Origin of the sequence: Streptomyces sp. Y2F8-2, assembly GCF_014905555.1 — a bacterium.
GTDB classification, from domain to species: Bacteria; Actinomycetota; Actinomycetes; order Streptomycetales; family Streptomycetaceae; genus Streptomyces; species Streptomyces cynarae.
On the sequence record NZ_BNGS01000002.1, the window covers coordinates 531352 to 550716 of the forward strand.

Sequence of the window (19365 nt, forward strand, 5' to 3'; positions counted from 1 at the left end):
TGTGCAGGTAACGGATGAAAGGGATGACGATGCGCTTGCAGCGCATGTTCTCGTCCGGCAGACGCCGGCACGTCCAGCGCGGGAGGCCGCGCGCCACGGCGGCGGTCGCGGCGCTGTCGCTGAGCCTGCTCGGTGTCGGGCTGACCGCCCCGCCGGCCTCGGCGGCGACGTACTCGGTGTCGTTGAAGAACCTTCAGTACAACCCGCCGACGCTCGACGTGCAGGTCGGCGATTCGGTGACCTGGTCGAACGACGAGACCAACGGGGTTACGCACAGTGTCACCGGGGGCGATCTCAACTCGCCCGACCTGGCCCCCGGCGCGAAGTACTCCTTCACGTTCTCGTCGCCGGGTACGTTCAGCTACCACTGCCGCTTCCACCCGGACATGCAAGGCACCGTGGTGGTTGGCGGAAGCAGCTCCTCGCCCTCGCCCACTTCCAGTGCCACGGCGTCGCCGACGGCTTCGCCCACCCCGAGCGGAAGCGCGTCGCCGACCCCGTCGCCGTCCTCCAGCAGCACTGCGACGTCGCCGGCGCCCACCTCCAGTGGCGGGGGCGCCCCGGTGGGCGCGGGACCGCTGCCCGTCTCCTTCCACCTCAACGACACAGCGGGCTCGTGGTACAACACCAACCTCAGCCTGTTCGGCACCAAGTCGCTGGCTGTGGCAGAGCTGCCGCGGGTGCCGCTCAGCAGCGCCTCGGCCGCCACACCCACCTCGACCAGCGGTGGCCTGCTCGGCGGCACGACCTCCACCGTGACCAATACCACCTCCAGCCTGCTCGGCGGTGCGCTCGGCACCGGTGCGCTGTCGGGCACCGACGCCCTCAACCTGCTGAACGGTGACCTCCAGGGGCTGCAGGACTTCACCTTCAACACGGCCTCGGCTCCCAACGTCGGCCAGCTCGGTGTCGACCCGCTGAAACTGCTCGGCCTCGACAGCCTGAAGTCGTCGATCGCGACGATTCTGCCGTCCGGTGACCCCCGTGTCGCGAAGGCGACGTCGCTGCTGGACGAACTCGGCAAGGAGATGGCAGCCCAGCCGGCCAACGCCCCGACCTCGCTGTCCAGCCTCCCGGTCAGCGCCGACCTGCTTCCTTTGCTGTCGGACATCCAGAAGTGGGCGGCCACCAACGACATCACCCTGCCGGTGACCGCCAACTTCGACATCTCGGCGCCTGCGGCCATGTCGGCCCACACGGTGTCGAGCCTCATCTGGCCGGACGGTGCGAAGGGCTTCCCCTTCGACCAGCCGGGTGCCTGGGTCGGTCAGACGAGCGTCCAGCTGACCAAGCCCGGCCTGTACGCCTTCGCCTGCAAGATCCACCCGATGATGCTGGGTGCCATCGTGGTCGACGACCCGCTCACTCCGGGACTGGACTTCGGTCAGAAGCTGCGGGTCAACGGCCGTGCCCTGAACGTGCCCTCCGACGCCGATGTCATCGCGGAGCTGGTGGACAAGTTCTTCAACATCACCACACCCGGCAACTGGCAGCGGTACAGCAACACCGAGGCCAAGACCTGGAACCCGTCGTTCCCGCCGGCGCCGATCCTGATGTACGGCTCCGACGGCAAGCAGGAGCTCGTGCCCAGCCTCGACGCCTACCTGAAGAACAAGTTCAACACGCCGAAGACCCTTCCGGCCCTCACCCAGCGGCCCAGCACGCCGGGTGTCGGCGAGGTCTGGGTCGACACCGAGTTCGAGCGGTTGGCCGGCAAGACCAAGCCTGGTACGGCCACCAAGGTCAACGTCGAGAACTGGACCGTGGACCGCAAGGTGTCGCTGCCCCAGATCAACATGAACAACCCCCACAACATGTGGACGGACCGCGACGAGAAGTACATCTATCAGACCGAGTGGTTCGGCAATAAGCTCGACGTCTTCGACCGGAAGACCGGTCAGTACGTCCGGCAGGTGGAGGTCGGTCCCGACCCGGCGCACGTCATGTCGCGGACCGACACGGACCAGTTGCACGTCTCCCTCAACGGCGGTGGGGCCGTGATGGAGGTGGCTCCGGGCGGCACCGGGATCGACCGGCGCATCCCCGTCCAGTCCCCGGGCGAGCCGATCGCCAACCCGCACGCGCACTGGATGAGCGCCGACGCCAAGACCATGGTCACGCCGAACACCAACACCAACGACACCTCCATCGTCGACATCCCGAGCGGCACCTTCCACAAGGACGTCGGCGGCGAACTGCCGCTGGCGACCGGCATGATGCCGGACGCCTCGAAGGCGTACGTGGCCAACTTTCTCAGCAACACGGTCTCCTGCATCTCGCTCAAGGCGGACGCGTGCGAGGACGGCTCGTCCACCGTGCACCACAAGGAGATCGACCTCTGGAAGAACTACGACCCGGTGAAGGGCGCGATCGGTCCCTTCGGCGGTCTGCCGATCCAGCTCCCGGTCAGCCCGGACGGCAAGGCGGTCCTGGTGGCGAACACGCTCACCAGCAACATCTCCGTGATCGACACCAAGACGGACCAGGTCATCAAGTACCTCCCCTGCGACTCCGGTTGCCACGGCATCAACTTCGGTGCCAAGAAGGGCGGCGGCTACTACGCCTACGTCGCCAGCAAGTTCTCCAACGCGATGGAGATCGTCGACATTGACCCCAACGGGGACGGCGACATCTCCGACGCCAAGGTCGTGGGCCACATGGTCCTCGACCCGTCCGAGAACACCGCGATGGACGACACGATCGTCGGCGACTCGGGCATCGGCGGCACCGGCGTCCTGCCCATCCCACTGGTCTACAACGGCTGGTCACAGCACGTGCCCGGCAACGCCGTCAACGACCAGCTGACCTGCCGTCAGCGTAACCCGATCACCTACGGAACCGACTGCCCGTAGCGCCCTCCGCATGGTTTGGGGAGCCGCTGCGGCGGCTCCCCAAACCCTCGCCCTGTCGAAACGAGATTCCCATGAGTTCTGAGGACAGATCCCCGCAGCCTCCCGCAGACATGCTTCCAGCCCCGCGACGGAGAGCCGGCCGCGTCCTGGCGGTCTCCATCGCCTTCCTGCTGGCGGTGATCGCCCCCACTGCCGTGCAGCACGCCGTCAAGGCGGGCGGCGCGAGCACCGGGGAAACCGCGCCGCGCCCCGCCGACATACAGCCGGCCGCATCAGGCCAGGATCTGGGCGACGGCACCCAGTTGGCGCCGTACGACGTCGTCGACGGCGTCAAGGTGTTCCATCTGACGGCGGCGCCCGTCTCCTGGGAGACCTCCCCCGGGCACGTGAGGCAGGCCTACGCCTTCAACGGCCTCGTGCCGGGCCCGGTGATCCGGGTCAACGAGGGAGACCGGGTCCGCATCGTCGTGAAGAACGACCTGTCCGAGGCGACGTCGGTGCACTGGCACGGCATGGACCTGCCCAACGACCAGGACGGTGTCCCCGACCTGACCCAGGCACCCATCGAGCCGGGCGAGACCCACACCTACGAATGGACCGCGGTCAGCCCCGGCACCCATTGGTACCACTCGCACATGGGCGGCGAACAGGAGGGGAAGGGCCTCTACGGAGCGCTGGAAGTGGTGCCGAACTCCGGAGACATCCCCGCCGACCGCGACTACCGGATCATGATCGGTGACGGACCGCTGGGCTTCGTCTTCAACGGCAAGAGCTTCCCCGCCACCGCGCAGCTGTCGGCGCGCGTCGGAGAAAAGGTGCACATCCGTCTGATCGGCACCGGACCCGAGATGATCCATCCGATCCACCTGCACGGCGGTTACTTCACCCTGGTCGCCCAGGACGGGCGGAAACTTCCGGCCCCGCAGCAGATGGACACGCTGAACGTGGGAGTGGGCCAGACGTACGACATCGTCTGGACCCCCACCAAGGTCGGCAAGTGGATGATCCACTGCCACATCTTCTCGCACTCGGAGAACGCGGACGGAATGGCCGGTCTGGTCTCGATCATCCAGGTCGACCCGGCGACCGTCACCCTGCCGAAGCTGCCGCTGCAGGGCTGAGATGCCGCCCCCGGTCCGTGCGCACGTCGGCGAACGGACCTCACTCCACCTGAAAGGAGCCCTCGTTTGCCCTCCCGATTCCGCCGACCGCTCCTCAGCCACCGACTGCCCGCCGCGGCGCTGGCCGGTGCCGCCGCGGTCCTGATCCTCGCTCCTGCCGCAGCTGCCCACGTCACGATCCAGCCGAAGACGTCTGAGCCAGGCGGTTACGCCAAGGAAGCCTTCCGTGTGCCGAACGAGCGGGACAACGCCTCGACGGTACAGGTGGAGGTGGCCTTCCCGGCCGACCATCCGCTGGCGTCCGTCGCAGTCCAGCCCGTCCCCGGGTGGACCGCGACGGTACACAAGCAAAAGCTCGCCACACCGCTCAAGACCGATGACGGCGAGGTCACCGTGGCGGTCACCTCGATCGTCTGGAAGGGCGGCAGGATCGAGCCCGGCCAGTTCCAGGAGTTCCCGGTCTCCGTCGGCCCGCTGCCGACGAACACCGACTCGCTGGTCTTCAAGGCGCTGCAGACCTACTCCGACGGCACCGTGGTGCGCTGGATCGACGTCCCGCAGCAGGGAGCGCCCGAACCGGAGCACCCGGCGCCCGTACTGACCGTCCGGCAGGCTGCCGCTCCAGCCGTGCCCGCGGCCCGCCCCGACACCCTCGGCCGGGTGCTGGGCTCAGCGGGCCTGGCCGCCGGCGTCGCGGCCATCGGCTGGTCACTGTCGTCGAGGCGACGGAAGGCCGTACCGCAGCAACGCGGGCCGGCCGAGAAGCCCGCGAAGGTCAAGTCACGCGTCTGAGCGCACCGGACGCCGGCGGCCCTGGTCTCAGGGCCGCCGGCATCGCGTCCCCTCCCGATCGCACGCCCTCCGGTTTCGAGAGTCCGAGAGAAACGATGCACCGAGCGACGCTCCGTACTTCCGCCTACCCCTTGTTCGTCTTCCTGCTGACCCTGCTGTCCGTGGCCGGCGGTCAGACACCCGCCTCGGCCCACGCCGTGCTGTTGTCCACGGCACCGGCGAACCGGCAGGTGCTCGACGGCACGCCGCACGAGGTATCGCTCACGTTCAGCGAGACCGTGGACCTCGGCCTCGCCGGTTTCCGGCTGCTCGGCCCGGACGGCGACACCATCAGGACCGGGCGGCCGGCACATCCGCACGGGAATCCGGACGCGGTGACGTTGCCGATACCGGATGTGCTGAGTGACGGCACCTACACCCTCGGCTGGCACGTGGTGTCCGCCGACACCCATCCCGTGCAGGGTGCCTTCACTTTCAGCATCGGCGAGCCCACGCAGGGCGGCGGCCCCGCAAGCGCCGCCTCCACACCCCGGAGCAGCAGCTGGGTGGTGGTGCTCTACGACGCCGTACGCTGGCTGTCCTTCGCGGGTATCGCCCTGCTGGTGGGCACGGCGTTCTTCACGGCGGTCTGCTGGCCCGGAGCGGTCCGCCGGCGCGGCGCCCGCAGGCTGCTGTGGTCCGGCTGGTACGCCGTACTGGCGACCACCGGACTCACCTTCCTGCTGTACGAGCCATATGCGGCGGGTACCGCACCGGCCAGGGCACTGGAGCCCTCACTGATCACGGCGACGCTGGGCACCCGCATGGGCCTGGTGCTCGCCGCACGGACGGCGCTGCTGGTGGCGACGGGGGTGGGGCTGGTGCTCCTGCTGCGCCGCCATCGCGCCGACAGTGAGCCCAACAGAGGTGTCCTTGCGTGGCGCGCAGCCATCGTGCTCGCCGCCGGGTGCGCGCTCGCCGTGACCTGGAGCCTGGCTACGCACAGCGCCGCCGGCTCCCTGGTCGCCGTGGCCCTGGTGTCCGACGTGGTCCACCTCACCGCGATGGGCGTGTGGATCGGCGGCCTGGTGGTGCTCGGTGCCGTGCTGCTGCGGTCGGGGGACCTGCCGGCCATGGAGTCGGCCATACCGCGGTTCTCCCGCACGGCCCTGGTGTGCGTGCTGCTCCTGGCGGTCACCGGAGTCTTCCAGGCCTGGCGAGAGGTGGGCACGCCCCCGGCGCTCTACGGCACCGTGTACGGCCGGATCCTCATCGGCAAGCTGTGTCTGGCCGCGGTGCTGATCGCGCTCGGGGCCGGTGCCCGCCGATGGGTGCAGCACCACTGCACCGCCCTGCCGACAGCGGTCTCGACCCGGCGGCGCGCACAGCGATGGCCCGGTGAGGAGCAAGTACGCCGGTTCGGGCGGCTGATCGCGGTCGAAGCGGGGATCGCCGCGGTGCTGCTGGGCCTCACCGCCTTTCTGGTGAACAGCGAGCCCGCCCGGGCCGAGCAGGCTGCGGCCAGGACGGCTGCGGCCGGAGCATCCCCGCCCCAGCCGTTCGGCCAGGTCGTCCAGTTCGACACGGGCGGAGCCGACGGCCGTGGCCTGCTGGCCGTGGAGATCGGCCCCGCGGCTGTCGGGACCAACGAGCTCCATCTGTCGGTGCTGGACACCAGGGGGCTGCCGAGGAGCGTGGCCGAGCTTCACGCACGGTTCAGCCTCCCCGAGCGGTCGCTCGGGCCGATCACCGCGGACCTTCAGGACGGCGGAACCGGGCACTACCTCTCCACCGCCTCCCTGCCGTTTCCCGGGCACTGGCAACTGTCGCTGACGGTGCGGACATCCGAGCTCGACGAGACCGTCGTACGGATCCCGGTCGATGTCCGCTGAGGGGCGGTCACCAGGCACGCGGGGAACAGTTGCAAGGGGGACGGGGAGAGATGTATCCGAAGGATGCGCGCAAGTTGTCAGCCGAGGGACTCGAGGACCTGCGTCGGCGCGTGGTCGCCGCAGTGGAGTCCGGAGTGCCGCAGTCGGAGGCAGCGCGGCTGTTCGGGGTGTCGCGGCAGACCGTGTCGGCCTGGGTGGGGGCGTACCGCCGGGATGGCGACGACGCCCTGCGCCCCCGTCGGCGCGGCCGGCGACCCGGTGACAAGCTTGCCTTGTCCTGTGCGCAGCAACTGTGGACGGTCAGGACCCTGGCGACGCGCACTCCCGAAGAGGCCGGCCTGCGCCACAGCCTCTGGTCGCGTCAGGCGCTTGCGGAGCTGATCCGCCACAACTTCCACATCACGCTCAGCACCTCCACGATCCGCAACTACCTGATCCGGTGGGGGCTCGTCGTCGACGCGTCCCTTCTGGACAGGCTCCGCAGCTCCCATCCCATGCCGACCGACCACCTGTCCGCAGCCGATGGTCCCGGGACGCCCGCTCACCCTCGGACGTCCGGCGCGGAGACCTTGTGGACCGGCTGGATGCGGATGGATCGGTCCCTCCGGGCTCCGCTCGGCATGGGGGCCGGTACCACGCACGAGGTCGACGCTCTCTTCCTCTTCGCCGTCTCCGGTCGCGGTGCGATGTTCTTCCTCCCGACGGCCGACCCCTACGACGGCGCGCACGTCTGCGACTTCTTCGACAGGCTGACGCGCTACCATGGCCGGCGTCTCACCATCGTGCACGGGTGGCTGCCGAGGCACAGGGCCGACCTGTTGAGTGCCTGGATGGTCATGAACGCGGAAACGGTGTCCGTCGAGGTGGCCGGCGTAACGGGCCTGACGGGGACACATGGCGACGAGCGCCGCACGTGCACGCACGTCGCCGTGCCCGGGACTGCGAACGGATCGTCCAGCACTCCGGGACCTTGAGGGGGCGTGCACCGATCAGGCCAAGCCGTGGGCGCGCTGTGCGCGCCGCGATGTGGAGGGCTCGGACACGCCCCGCGTCCATGGCTGCCGACACCTGCTCGGCATACAGCTCCACCAGGATGCGCCGCTCCACGTCGAACGCCTCCGGGCCCTGCCCCACCACGACCAGGCACCCCGGCGCCACACCGCCCTCTCCTGGCGGCACCGCACTCAGCGGCACCACGCCCAGCGAAACGCGGACTCCCGGCGAACCCGCGGCCGCCCCGCCGTAGGAGGCGACCTGTGCGGCGTCCAGCCACAAGGGCCGATTCGAACGGACGGCATCAGCAACGAGAGCGCGAGCCGAGAGAGGGCAGGCCATCGGGAGCCCGTACCGGCCGACAGACCCCCCGGCGGCGTCGGCGAGCCGCAGCTCCTCCCTCTCCGACCCCACCAGGTAGGCAGCGGCCAGCGCCGCGCCCGCCACCGTGCGAACCTGCTCCAGCCCGCTCGGCGGTTCTCCCCGGCCTCCCGGGCCGTGGCCTTCATGCCGCCGCCGGGTCGACGAGCCGCCATGGTTCGCTGCGCCCCCGATACCTGCGTCGCCTTCGCTGGACATCGACTCATCCCATCGCCGCACATGCAGGCGCCCAGGCGGGCGGTGCCCCGATCGGCGTCATGCTCCCTGCGCACAGGAAAAACGGCCGCGCTCTTCCACTCCCAGGATGGCACCGAGACGGCGGCCGGCCGCGCTGAGCACGGCACCAGCCTGCCGAAACCACTGCACTGTCCGACCCTCGCGCCCCTCCCGGCCCGCGCCGCCGCCCCACGGGGGGGGCGGGGCCTGATCTTCTTCCCCGGGCCACAGGAAACGGGCGGATTCAGCACGCGAACGGGCTTGATCACCCGCTGTCCTTCGGCTGGGATTCCGGTAGCCACTGGATTCCCCGGGGAGGGACGACAGCATGACCGAGACCGTGACCAACTGGGCCGGCAACATCACCTACGCCGCCAAGGAACTGCACCGCCCGCACTCACTTCAGGCGCTGCGCTCGCTCGTCGCGGACAGCGCGGCCGTGCGGGTGCTCGGCAGCGGGCACTCGTTCAACGAGATCGCCGAACCGGGCGCCGACGGCGTCCTGCTCTCCCTCGCCGCCCTGCCGGACGAGGTCGACGTGGACACGGCGGCCCGCACGGTGCGCGTCGGCGGTGGCGTCCGGTACGCCGAGCTCGCCCGGGTGGTCCACGCGCACGGGCTCGCGCTGCACAACATGGCTTCCCTGCCGCACATCTCGGTGGCGGGCTCGGTGGCAACCGGCACCCACGGCTCGGGCGTCGCCAACGGCTCGCTCGCCTCGGCCGTGCGCGAGGTGGAGCTGGTCACCGCGGACGGGTCGACGGTGCGGATCTCCCGGGGCGAGCCCCGCTTCGACGGTGCCGTGACCTCCCTCGGCGCGCTCGGCGTGGTCACGGCCCTCACCCTCGACCTGGAGCCGTCGTACGAGGTCGAACAGCATGTCTTCACCGAGCTGCCCCTGGAGGGCCTCGACTACGAGACCGTGGCGGCGACCGCGTACAGCGTCAGCCTGTTCACCGACTGGCGCGCCCCGGGCTTCAGGCAGGTGTGGCTCAAGCGCCGCACGGACCAGCCGCTGCCCGACTTCCCGTGGGCCGCCCCCGCCACCGGGGCGATGCACCCGGTGCCGGGCATGCCCGCGGTGAACTGCACCGGGCAGTTCGGCGTTCCGGGCCCCTGGCACGAGCGGCTGCCGCACTTCCGGGCGGACTTCACCCCGAGCAGCGGCGCCGAGCTGCAGTCCGAGTACCTGCTGCCGCGCCCGTACGCGTCGGCCGCACTGCACGCCCTCGACGCGATCCGGGCGACGGTCGCGCCCGTGCTCCAGACCTGCGAGGTGCGGACGGTGGCCGCCGACGCGCAGTGGCTGAGTCCGGCGTACGGGCGGGACACCGTGGCGCTGCACTTCACCTGGGTCGAGGACACGGCGGCCGTGCTGCCCGTGGTGCGGCGGGTCGAGGAGGCGCTGGACGGTTTGGAGGCGCGGCCGCACTGGGGCAAGATCTTCACCGTGCCTCCGCAGGTGCTCCGCGAGCGCTACCCGCGGCTGGCCGACTTCACTGCGCTGGCGGCGGAGCTGGACCCGGCGGGCAAGTTCCGGAACGCGTTCGTGCGGGAGGTGCTCGGCTTCTGACACAGCGGGGCGGCCGACTTCATAAAGCCCCTTTCCTAACCCCTTGTAGAAAGTCCGGCTCCGGCATAGGCTCCTGCCGCACCGAGGCACGAGGCCTCGCCATGACCTGGGGAGGATGGGGGACGTGCCGGTCAAGCGCACCTCACGCGATATTCGCACAGCGAACCGTTACGAGGTGCTGCGCCAGATCATCGCCCACTCCCCCACGTCCCGTCAGGAGCTGGCGGCGGCGACGGGGCTGAGTCTGGCCACGGTCGCCACCCTCGTCGGTGAGCTGCTGGACCTCGGAATGCTGACCGAGGTCGGCTTCGAGGACTCGGCGGGCGGGCGACCGCGCGGCCTGGTCGCGGTCAACGCGTCGGGTGGCGCGTTGATCGGCGTCGACATCGCGGAGACGTACGTCCGGGTCGAGCTGTTCGACCTGGCGCTGGACATGCTCGCCCGCGCCGACGAGGACATGCGCCCCGGCGAGAACCGCCCCGAGCAGGTCGTCGCCCATGTCGCCGCGGCGGTCGGCTCGGTCGTCACCCAGGCCGGGGTGGAGGGCGCCCGCGTCCTCGGCGTCGGCGTCAGCGTCCCGGGCCAGGTCGACCGCGACCGGGGCGTGTCGGAGTACGCCCCGAACTGGGACTGGCACGACGTGCCGCTGCTCGACCTGCTCTCCGAGCACATCGCCTACCCCCTCTACCTGGACAACCCGCTGCGCGCCTGCGCGGTCGCCGAGCTGTGGTTCGGCGCGGCGCGTGGACGCGGTGACGCCGTGGTCGTCAATCTGGGCACGGGCGTGGGCGCCGGCCTGGCGCTGGGCGGCGGCCTGCACCGCGGCGTCAGCAACAGCGCCGGCGAGTGGGGCCACACGACGCTGGTACTGGACGGGCGGCTGTGCCACTGCGGCAACCACGGCTGTGTGGAGACGTACGTCGGGGCCCCCGGGATCATGCTGAACCTGCGGGAGCTGAGCCCGAGCAGCCCCCTGCTGCATCCCGAGGACCAGACCGCCACGATCGACGCCCTCGCCCGAGGGGTCGCCGCGCAGGACCCGGTCGCGCTGGCGGTCGTCCGCGACACCGCCCGCTACCTCGGCGCCGGGATCTCCAACCTGGTCAACGTGTTCAACCCCGAAGTGGTCGTGCTCAGCAGTTGGGTCGCGGCCACGCTCGGCGAGCCGCTGCTGAACGAGGTGCGCGAGGCCGTCGCCCGGCATGCGCTGAAGCGGCCGTTCGCCGCCACCGAGATCGTCCTGTCCCCCATCCCCACGGACCCGGTGTGCCTCGGAGCCGCGACCTTCGCCCTCGAAGGAGCACTCCAGTCGGTCAGCCAGAGGCCCGCCAAGAGAAGCGCCACCCCCACAAGGAGCCGTACCGCAACACCTTCATGAGACGGAAGGGATGCACCGTTGACGCGCACGAAACGCTCCGCCGGCAGAACCATCGACAGATCCGTCCTCGCGACAGCCGCGGCCGCACTCGCTGTCACGGGGGCCCTGATCTCCGCCCCGCCCGCCGGGGCCGCCGACCCCCCGACGGCCGAGGTCTCCCCCCACGCGGCTCAGACCATCGACAACATCGGCGCCTCCGGTGCCTGGTGGGTCAACGACCTCCAGCACTTCTCACCCTCCGTCCAGGCCCGGGTCGCGAAGCTGCTCTTCTCGAAGGACGGCCTGGACCTCAGCTCGTACCGCTACAACATCGGCGGTGGCGGCGTCGCGGTCACCACCCCGGCCCGCGCCGCCGAGGACTTCCTGAACGCCGACGGCACCTATGACTGGAGCAGGGACGACGGCGGACGGACGTTCCTGAAGTACGCCGCGACATACGGCGTGAAGGACCTGATCGGCTTCGTCAACAGCGCCCCCGCCCAGTGGACGACCAACGGGAAGAGCTGCGGCGGCCGGCTGAAGGCGGAGAACGAGGCCGACTTCGCGAAGTACATAGCCGACGTGACGGACCACTTCGCACGGCAGGGCGCGAAGTTCGACTACATCAGCCCCTTCAACGAGCCGGACAACAGCTTCGCCGACTGCGGCCAGGAAGGCATGCCGGTACCCGTCGACCAGCGCGACGACATCGTGCGGGCTCTGGGCGCCGAACAGAAGGCACGGCACCAGAAGACCGGCATCATCGCGGACGAGTCCAGCAAGACCACGCAGTTCACCAGCGAACTCCCGCAGTGGATCTCGCAGCCCGGCACCGCCCAGTACGTCTCCGAGCTGGCCCATCACACCTACAACAACCCCGACGACGGGCAGCTCGCCAACATCTACGAGACGTCGAAGGCCGTGGGCAAACAGCCCTGGGCCACGGAGATCTGCTGCTTCGGCAAGGGCTCCACGGGCTGGAACCAGGAGTACGACCCGACGATCGACAACGCCCTGCTGATGTCGCGGATCATCTACAAGGACTTCGCGACCGCGCACGACTCGGCGTTCCAGTGGTGGGTGGCCCTGGCCAGCGGCTACGGCACCGACCCCTACACGAGGAACGACCAGGGCTGGAACGACGGCCTGATCTACTACGACCCCGACTACGCGACGAACGGCAACCAGAAGCTGTACTTCACCAAGCGGTACTACGCGCTCGGCCAGTACAGCAAGTTCGTCAGGCCGGGCGCGGTCGCGCACAACGTGACCGGCGCACCGAGCGGGGTCGAGGTCACGACGTACGACGACAAGGGCAAGTGGGTGGTCGTGGTCAACAACCACAACACCACCGACACGGCGCTGGACCTGCACTTCAACAGCAGGGCGCCGGTGCGGGCCGAGAAGGCGGTCAGGACCTCGGCCACGGAGAACTGGGCCTCCGTCGGCAAGCCGGCCGTGACCGGCTCCACGGTCTCCACCACCCTCGCCGCGCGCTCGATCACGACCTTCGTCCTCGACCAGCGCGGGCACGCCACGACGGCCGTCACGGGCGCCTGGAAGGGCGCGCAGTCCGGCAAGTGCCTGACGGCGGGCGCCTCGGGTGCCGCGATCGACACCTGCACGGGCGCGACCGAGCAGTCCTGGTCGTACGACGCGGACGGCACCCTGAAGGGCGGGAACGGCTATCTGACCGCCGGAAGTTCGGGGCTCACCACCGCCGCCGACCACACCGGTGACGCCACCCAGCGGTGGCTGCTCAACGCGAACGGCCAGATCGTCAACGAGGCGTCCGGCAAGTGCCTGGACGTCAGCGGTCAGGCGACCGCCGACGGCGGCAAGGTGATCCTGTACAGCTGCAACGGCGGCCCCAACGAGGCCTGGTCCAGGCAGTAAAACCCCCGGAACCGAGGGCCCGCCGACACCCCTGACCCGGCGGCCCTCACCCGGGTCCACCCCCTTGTTCGTCATTCCGAACCGGACACAACGTTTCGCACAGACTTCGTCCAACCCCTTGCCGAAGCCTTAGCCGAAGATCTAACGTCCCGCACCGCACCTCCTTCGAACCACCTCGCGCTGAGCCGCAAGAGCCGCAGCCGCGCTTCGAGACAAGGACGTCAGCATGTCGGCAACGAGCAACAGCAACTGGTCCCGCCGATCAATCCTCCGGGCCGCCGCGGGCATGGCCGCCGCGGGCACCCTTGCCGCGTGTGGCAGCAACAACGGCCGGGGCGGGTCCGGCGGGTCAGGTTCGGGCAAGCAGCTGGTCCAGTACTTCCACGCGTACGGCGAGGCGGGGACGGAGCAGGCCATCAAGCGGTACGCCGCCGCGTACAAGAAGGCCGACGTCAGCACGAGCTGGATCACCGGCAACAACTTCGAGTCGGCGCTCTTCGCGGCCCTGCTCAGCAGCAAGGCGCCCGACGTCTTCGAGTTCCACCCGCAGTTGCAGCTCGTCAAGAGCGGCCAGGTGGCGGACCTGAGCGACATCATCGACCCGGTCAAGGACGACTTCAACCCGAACGACATCAAGTCCCACACGGTCGACGGGAAGATCTACGGGATCCGGATGATCGACGACCCGCAGTTCTTCTACTACCGCAAGTCGATGCTGGAGAAGGCCAAGGTCGACGTCCCCACCACCCTCGACGAACTGATCGAGGCCGCCGCCAAGCTCACCACGGGCAAGGTCAAGGGCCTCTTCCTGGGCAACGACTTCACCGCGATCCAGAACAACCTGATCTGGTCGGCCGGGGCCGACACCCTCGACGCCAGCAACAAGATCGCTTACCACACGGACGGCGTCGTCGAGGGGCTGAAGAAGCTGCGGACCCTGTTCACCAGCGGCAATGTGCTGCTGGGCGCCCCGACCGACTTCTGGGACCCGTCCTCGCTCAACCAGGGCCTGTGCGCCATCCAGTGGGGCGGCATGTGGTCCATGCCGGCCATGCAGCAGGCCCTCGGCGACGACCTCGGCATCTTCCCGTTCCCGAAGATCGGCAGCGCGGGCAAGCAGTCGGTCTACAACGGCGGCTGGTCGATGTTCGTCAACGCCAAGGGCAAGAACGTCGACGCGGCCAAGGAGTACGTCAAGTGGCTCTGGATCGACCAGAAGCAGTACCAGGAGGACTGGGCCACCTCGTACGGCTTCCACATCCCGCCGCGCACCTCGATAGCCAACCAGGCCACCAAGCTCAAGTCCGGTCTGCCGGCTGAGGGCATCAAGCTCTTCACCGACTACGGCCACTTCGACAACATCGGCTTCGACCAGACCATGCAGAACGCCTTCAGCGAGGTGCTCGCGTCTTGCGTCCGCAAGAACGGCAACCCCGAGGCCGCGCTCGACACCTGCGACAAGAAGGTCAACGTCGAGCTCAAGAAGCTCTTCGGATAGGCCGCCGGGAAGACCACGACCATGTCGACCACCACCACACGCGGGGTCGCCCAGCCCGCCCCGGCCAAGGCCTCCCCGGCCCGGTCGCGGCGGGGCCTGCGGGGCAATCCGACGCTCAACTTCTGGCTCTTCACCGGGCCGTTCCTCATCGGCCTGGCGATCTTCGTCTTCGTGCCGATCATCTGGTCCGTCTGGCTCAGCTTCTTCGACGCGCGCTACACCGTCACGCCGAGCCATTTCATCGGCTTCGACAACTACAAGCAGATCCTCACCAACAGCGACTTCCCCGGCTCGCTCCTGACGTTCACGGTGTTCGCCGCGTTCATCGTGCCGACCACCTGGGCGCTGTCGCTGGGTCTGGCGCTGCTGGTGAACCGGTTGCGGTTCATGCGGGCGTTCTTCCGGTCGGTGTTCTTCCTGCCGACCGCCGTGTCCTACGTCGCCGCCGCCCTGATCTGGAAGATGTCCATCTTCAGCGGCGTCCGCTTCGGACTGGCCAACACCGTCCTGAGCTGGTTCGGCGTCGACAACATCGCCTGGCTGGTTGACCCGAGCCCGCCCTGGTACTGGCTGGTCATCGTGACCCTGCGGCTGTGGATCCAGGCCGGCTTCTACATGATCCTGTTCCTGGCGGCGCTGCAGAACATCCCGCCGGAGCTGTACGAGGCCGCCGCCATCGACGGCGCCAAGCGGGGCTGGCAGACCTTCCGCCACATCACCCTTCCGCAGCTGCGGGCCACCTCGACCGCGGTGATCCTGCTGCTGCTCATCGCCGCCTACCAGGCGTTCGACGAGTTCTTCAACCTCATCGGGCAGAAGGCGACCTGGGCCCAGACACCGCTCATGGTGCTCTACAAAGCGGCTCTCGGCACGAGCCAGGACTACGGCGCCGGCAGTGCGGGCGCGGTCATTCTGTCGCTGCTGATCTGTGTCGTCACGCTGGCTCAGGGCAAGATCATGGGCTTCGGAGGAGGGGGGGAGAAGTGACCGCCACCACACCGCACGTCGGCAGGAACCGCAGGAAGCGCGGGGGCCTCCTCGGCAACACCGGCCTGTACATCGCCGTCAGCCTCGCCGCCGTCCTCTTCCTGATCCCCTTCTATCTGATCGTCCGCAACTCCCTGTCCACCGACCCGGAGATCACGGGCGAGAACTGGAAACTGCTGCCCTCCTTCCAGTGGGGCAACATCTCCGAGCTCTTCAACGACCCCACCGTCGAGTTCGGCCGCTCCTTGTGGAACTCCACGGTGATCGCCGTGCTGAGCACGATCGGCACCCTCCTGTTCTGCTCCATGGCGGGATACGGCCTCGCCCGCATCCCCTACAAGCACGCGAACAAGGTCTTCTACGCCGTTCTGGCGACCCTGATGGTCCCCACGGCCGTCACCTTCGTGCCCAGCTTCGTGCTGGTCTCCTCCCTCGGCTGGGTGGACACCTACCGCGGCATGATCATCCCGGGCCTGTTCAGCGGTTTCACCTGCTTCCTCTTCCGGCAGTACTTCCTCGGATTCCCGAAGGAACTGGAGGAGGCGGCACGCGTGGACGGACTCGGTTACTGGGGCGCGTACTGGCGGATCGTCGTACCCAACTCGCTGAACTTCTTCACGGCGATCGCCACCATCACCTTCATCAGCGGCTGGAACGCCTTCCTGTGGCCGCTGGTCATCGGTCAGGACCCGAGCGCCTGGACCGTGCAGGTCGCGCTCTCGTCGTTCATGACCAACCAGACCGTCAACTTCCATCTGATTTTCATGGCCACGGCCATTTCCATCCTGCCGCTGGTGTTCGTGTTCCTGTTCCTGCAGCGCTGGCTGGTGCAGGGCATCGCACAGACCGGCATCAAGGGCTGACACCTTCTTCTCACGACCTGGAGACCGATGTCTTTCCGCACCCATTCCCCCGTCGACTACGTCGAGGACGTCTCCCCGGGCAGCGGCACCCTGCCGCCGCGCGCCCGGTACGCGTCCTCGGACGCCGCGTCCCTCTCTCTCAACGGCAGCTGGCGCTTCCGGCTGTCGGCCACGGCGGACGCCGAGGACGACGCGTTCGCCGAGCCCGGATTCGACGCGGGGGACTGGGCGGAGGTCTCGGTCCCCGGTCACTGGGTCCTCCAGGGGCACGGCTCCCCCATCTACACCAACCACCTCTACCCCTTCCCGGTCGACCCGCCGCGCGTGCCGACCGAGAACCCGACCGGTGACCATCTGCGCTTCTTCGACCTGCCGTCCGACTGGCCGTCGGACGGCGGGGCGGTGCTCCGCTTCGACGGTGTCGAGTCGTGTGCCCGGGTCTGGCTGAACGGCACGGACATCGGTGAGTTCAAGGGCTCGCGGCTGCCGCACGAGTTCGCCGTAGGGCATCTGCTCAAGCCGGCCGGCAACGTGCTGGCGGTCCGGGTCCACCAGTGGTCGGCGGGCTCGTACCTGGAGGACCAGGACCAGTGGTGGCTGCCCGGCATCTTCCGGGACGTCACACTGCTGCACCGTCCGGCCGGCGCTGTCCTGGACTTCTTCGTGCACGCCTCCTACGACCACACGACCGGCGAGGGCACGCTGAAGGTCGACTCGGACGTCGACGGCCGGGTCACCGTGCCCGCCCTCGGCATCGATGTCGCCACCGGTGAGTCCGTGACCGTGCCCGTCGAGCCGTGGACCGCGGAGACACCGACGCTGTACGACGGGGTGCTGGCCACCGAGGGCGAGCGCGTGCCGCTCAGGATCGGGTTCCGGACCGTCGTCCTCGAGGACGGCCTGATCAAGGTCAACGGCAGGCCGGTCCTCTTCAAGGGCGTCAACCGGCACGAGTGGCACCCGGAGAAGGGCCGCGCGCTCGACCTGGAGACGATGCGCGAGGACGTGCTGCTGATGAAGCGGCACAACATCAACGCCGTCCGCACCTCCCACTACCCGCCGCACCCGGCCTTCCTGGACCTGTGCGACGAGTACGGCCTGTGGGTCGTCGACGAGTGCGACCTGGAGACCCACGGCTTCGTCGAGCAGGCCTGGCGCGACAACCCGGTCGACGACGACCGCTGGACCCCGGCGCTGCTCGACCGCGCCGCCCGTATGGTCGAGCGCGACAAGAACCACCCGTCAGTCGTGATCTGGTCCCTCGGCAACGAGGCCGGCACCGGGCGCGGGCTGACGGCGATGGCCGAGTGGATCCACGGGCGTGACTCCTCACGGCTGGTGCACTACGAGGGCGACATCAACTGCCGTGACACGGACGTGTACTCGCGGATGTACGCAGGCCACGCCGAGGTGGAGCAGATCGGCCGCCGACTGGACGGGGGCACCCACAAGCGCCGCGAGCTGCCCTTCATCCTCTGCGAGTACGGGCACGCCATGGGCAACGGCCCCGGTGGCATCGCCGACTACCAGCGGCTGTTCGAGTCCTACGACCGCCTCCAGGGCGGCTTCATCTGGGAGTGGATCGACCACGGCATCAAGCACCCTGAGCTGGGCTACGCCTACGGCGGCGACTTCGGGGAGGAGCTGCACGACGGGAACTTCGTCTGCGACGGTCTGCTGTTCCCGGACCGTGAGCCGTCGCCGGGCCTCGTGGAGTTCAAGAAGGTGATCGAGCCGGTCCGCATCGAGGGCGACGGCCGTACGGTGCGGATCCGCAACGTCCACGACTTCGCGGACCTGTCCGCGCTCGCCTTCGAGTGGTCGTTCCAGGTCGACGGCGAGGCCGTGGAGTCGGGCTCGCTGTCGGTGCCGGTGCTCGCGGCCGGAGAGTCGGCGGAGGTCAAGCTGCCCGAGCCGCCCGAGGTGCGCGGCGGTGAGACGCAGTGGACGGTGCGGGCGGTGCTGGCCGCGGACACCGCGTGGGGGGCGAAGGGCCACCAGGTGGCGTGGGGCCAGTTCCCGGTGTCCGGGCGCCTGCCGGTCGCGGTCGCCGCGGGCGCGGCTCCCGTGCTCACCGACGGCCGGATCACGCTCGGTCCGGGCACCTTCGACGCCCGCACGGGCGCGCTGACGGCCGTCGGCGGCGTGGACGTGACCGGCCTGCGCCTGGACGTCTGGCGGGCCACCACCGACAACGACGACGGCGCCGAGTGGCAGACCGACCTGCGTTACGGCCTCATGTGGCGCAAGCTGGGCCTGCACCGCATGCGGCACCGTCTGGACGCGGTGGAGCTCGAAGACGGGGCCCTGACCGTGCGGACCCGGGTGGCGCCCGCCGCCTGGGAGGTGGGCCTCGCCACCGTGTACCGCTGGTCGTCGGACGGGGAGAGGCTGCGGCTGGCCGTGTCCGTCACACCCGAGGGCGACTGGACGGTGCCGCTGCCCCGGCTCGGCATCCGGTTCGGACTGTCCGGCGCGGCGGACCGGGTCACCTGGTTCGGCGGCGGCCCCGGCGAGGCGTACCCGGACACCAGGGCGGCCGCTCAGCTGGGCCGTTGGGAGTCCACGGTCGAGGCGCTGCAGACGCCGTACGTGCGCCCGCAGGAGAACGGCGCCCGCGCCGACGTCCGCTGGGCGGAGATCGGGGGGCTGCGCGTCGAGGGCGACCCGGAGTTCTTCTTCACCGCCCGGCGCTGGACGACGGAGCAGCTGGACGCCGCGCGGCACCGCACCGACCTCACGCCCGGCGACACGGTGTGGGTCAACCTCGACCACGGCCAGCACGGCATCGGTTCACAGTCCTGCGGTCCGGGCCCGCTGCCGCAGTACTTCCTGCGGGCCGAGCCCGCGGAGTTCTCCTTCCTGTTCTCGGAGGTCAGTTGACGCACACGGTCCTGAGGACCTCCGCGGCCGGACGGCTGTTCAGTCGTCCGGCCGCGGCCGCGTCCTGCGTCGGTTTCGTCCT

At 69.4% G+C, this 19365-nt stretch carries 12 protein-coding genes; all 12 read left to right on the forward strand.

Annotation, left to right across the window (positions count from 1 at the left end):
* The first annotated feature begins 23 nt into the window (after window positions 1–23).
* The 12 genes from SY2F82_RS07805 to SY2F82_RS07860 all read left to right on the forward strand — a co-directional run bounded on the left by SY2F82_RS07805 (window position 24) and on the right by SY2F82_RS07860 (window position 19283).
* Window positions 24–2852 carry a cupredoxin domain-containing protein gene (locus SY2F82_RS07805; protein ID WP_200418216.1) on the forward strand — a complete coding sequence of 943 codons (2829 nt, stop codon included), beginning with the start codon at window positions 24–26 and terminating at the stop codon, window positions 2850–2852.
* A 110-nt stretch (window positions 2853–2962) separates the two neighbouring features.
* Window positions 2963–3973 carry a multicopper oxidase family protein gene (locus SY2F82_RS07810; protein WP_200418217.1) on the forward strand — a complete coding sequence of 337 codons (1011 nt, stop codon included), beginning with the start codon at window positions 2963–2965 and terminating at the stop codon, window positions 3971–3973.
* Window positions 3974–4039: 66 nt separating this feature from the next.
* Window positions 4040–4765, forward strand: coding sequence for a YcnI family protein (locus tag SY2F82_RS07815; protein WP_308437753.1), 726 nt, complete (start codon window positions 4040–4042; stop codon window positions 4763–4765).
* A gap of 95 nt (window positions 4766–4860) precedes the next feature.
* The gene (locus SY2F82_RS07820; protein WP_200418218.1) at window positions 4861–6636 is read left to right on the forward strand and encodes a copper resistance protein CopC; all 1776 of its coding nucleotides are present in this window, start codon (window positions 4861–4863) and stop codon (window positions 6634–6636) included.
* A gap of 74 nt (window positions 6637–6710) precedes the next feature.
* Window positions 6711–7610 carry a helix-turn-helix domain-containing protein gene (locus tag SY2F82_RS07825; protein ID WP_200418219.1) on the forward strand — a complete coding sequence of 300 codons (900 nt, stop codon included), beginning with the start codon at window positions 6711–6713 and terminating at the stop codon, window positions 7608–7610.
* A gap of 944 nt (window positions 7611–8554) precedes the next feature.
* Window positions 8555–9799, forward strand: a complete 1245-nt coding sequence (locus tag SY2F82_RS07830) for an FAD-binding protein (RefSeq protein WP_200418220.1) — start codon at window positions 8555–8557, stop codon at window positions 9797–9799.
* Between the two features lie 115 nt (window positions 9800–9914).
* Window positions 9915–11177, forward strand: coding sequence for an ROK family transcriptional regulator (locus SY2F82_RS07835; protein WP_200418221.1), 1263 nt, complete (start codon window positions 9915–9917; stop codon window positions 11175–11177).
* Window positions 11178–11195: 18 nt separating this feature from the next.
* On the forward strand, window positions 11196–13052 hold the full coding sequence (locus SY2F82_RS07840) for a glycoside hydrolase (RefSeq protein WP_200418222.1): 1857 nt from the start codon (window positions 11196–11198) through the stop codon (window positions 13050–13052).
* 226 nt (window positions 13053–13278) lie between these two features.
* A complete protein-coding gene (locus tag SY2F82_RS07845; protein WP_200418223.1) occupies window positions 13279–14550 on the forward strand; it encodes an ABC transporter substrate-binding protein in 1272 nt (423 codons plus the stop codon).
* Window positions 14551–14571: 21 nt separating this feature from the next.
* Window positions 14572–15537, forward strand: a complete 966-nt coding sequence (locus tag SY2F82_RS07850; protein ID WP_200418224.1) for a carbohydrate ABC transporter permease — start codon at window positions 14572–14574, stop codon at window positions 15535–15537.
* Window positions 15534–16400: a carbohydrate ABC transporter permease gene (locus SY2F82_RS07855; protein ID WP_200418225.1), complete on the forward strand. Its 867-nt coding sequence runs from the start codon at window positions 15534–15536 to the stop codon at window positions 16398–16400. The genes SY2F82_RS07850 and SY2F82_RS07855 overlap by 4 nt, the downstream gene beginning before the upstream one ends.
* A gap of 27 nt (window positions 16401–16427) precedes the next feature.
* Window positions 16428–19283: a glycoside hydrolase family 2 TIM barrel-domain containing protein gene (locus SY2F82_RS07860; protein ID WP_200418226.1), complete on the forward strand. Its 2856-nt coding sequence runs from the start codon at window positions 16428–16430 to the stop codon at window positions 19281–19283.
* The last annotated feature ends 82 nt before the right edge of the window (window positions 19284–19365 follow it).

Excerpts from the sequence above, each read along its gene's own strand:
- SY2F82_RS07860 (WP_200418226.1), top strand. The coding sequence starts at position 16,428 with ATGTCTTTCCGCACCCATTCCCCCGTCGACTACGTCGAGGACGTCTCC.
- SY2F82_RS07845 (WP_200418223.1), top strand. The coding sequence starts at position 13,279 with ATGTCGGCAACGAGCAACAGCAACTGGTCCCGCCGATCAATCCTCCGG.
- SY2F82_RS07830 (WP_200418220.1), top strand. The coding sequence starts at position 8,555 with ATGACCGAGACCGTGACCAACTGGGCCGGCAACATCACCTACGCCGCC.
- SY2F82_RS07850 (WP_200418224.1), top strand. The coding sequence starts at position 14,572 with ATGTCGACCACCACCACACGCGGGGTCGCCCAGCCCGCCCCGGCCAAG.
- SY2F82_RS07810 (WP_200418217.1), top strand. The coding sequence starts at position 2,963 with ATGCTTCCAGCCCCGCGACGGAGAGCCGGCCGCGTCCTGGCGGTCTCC.
- SY2F82_RS07820 (WP_200418218.1), top strand. The coding sequence starts at position 4,861 with ATGCACCGAGCGACGCTCCGTACTTCCGCCTACCCCTTGTTCGTCTTC.
- SY2F82_RS07835 (WP_200418221.1), top strand. The coding sequence starts at position 9,915 with ATGGGGGACGTGCCGGTCAAGCGCACCTCACGCGATATTCGCACAGCG.
- SY2F82_RS07805 (WP_200418216.1), top strand. The coding sequence starts at position 24 with ATGACGATGCGCTTGCAGCGCATGTTCTCGTCCGGCAGACGCCGGCAC.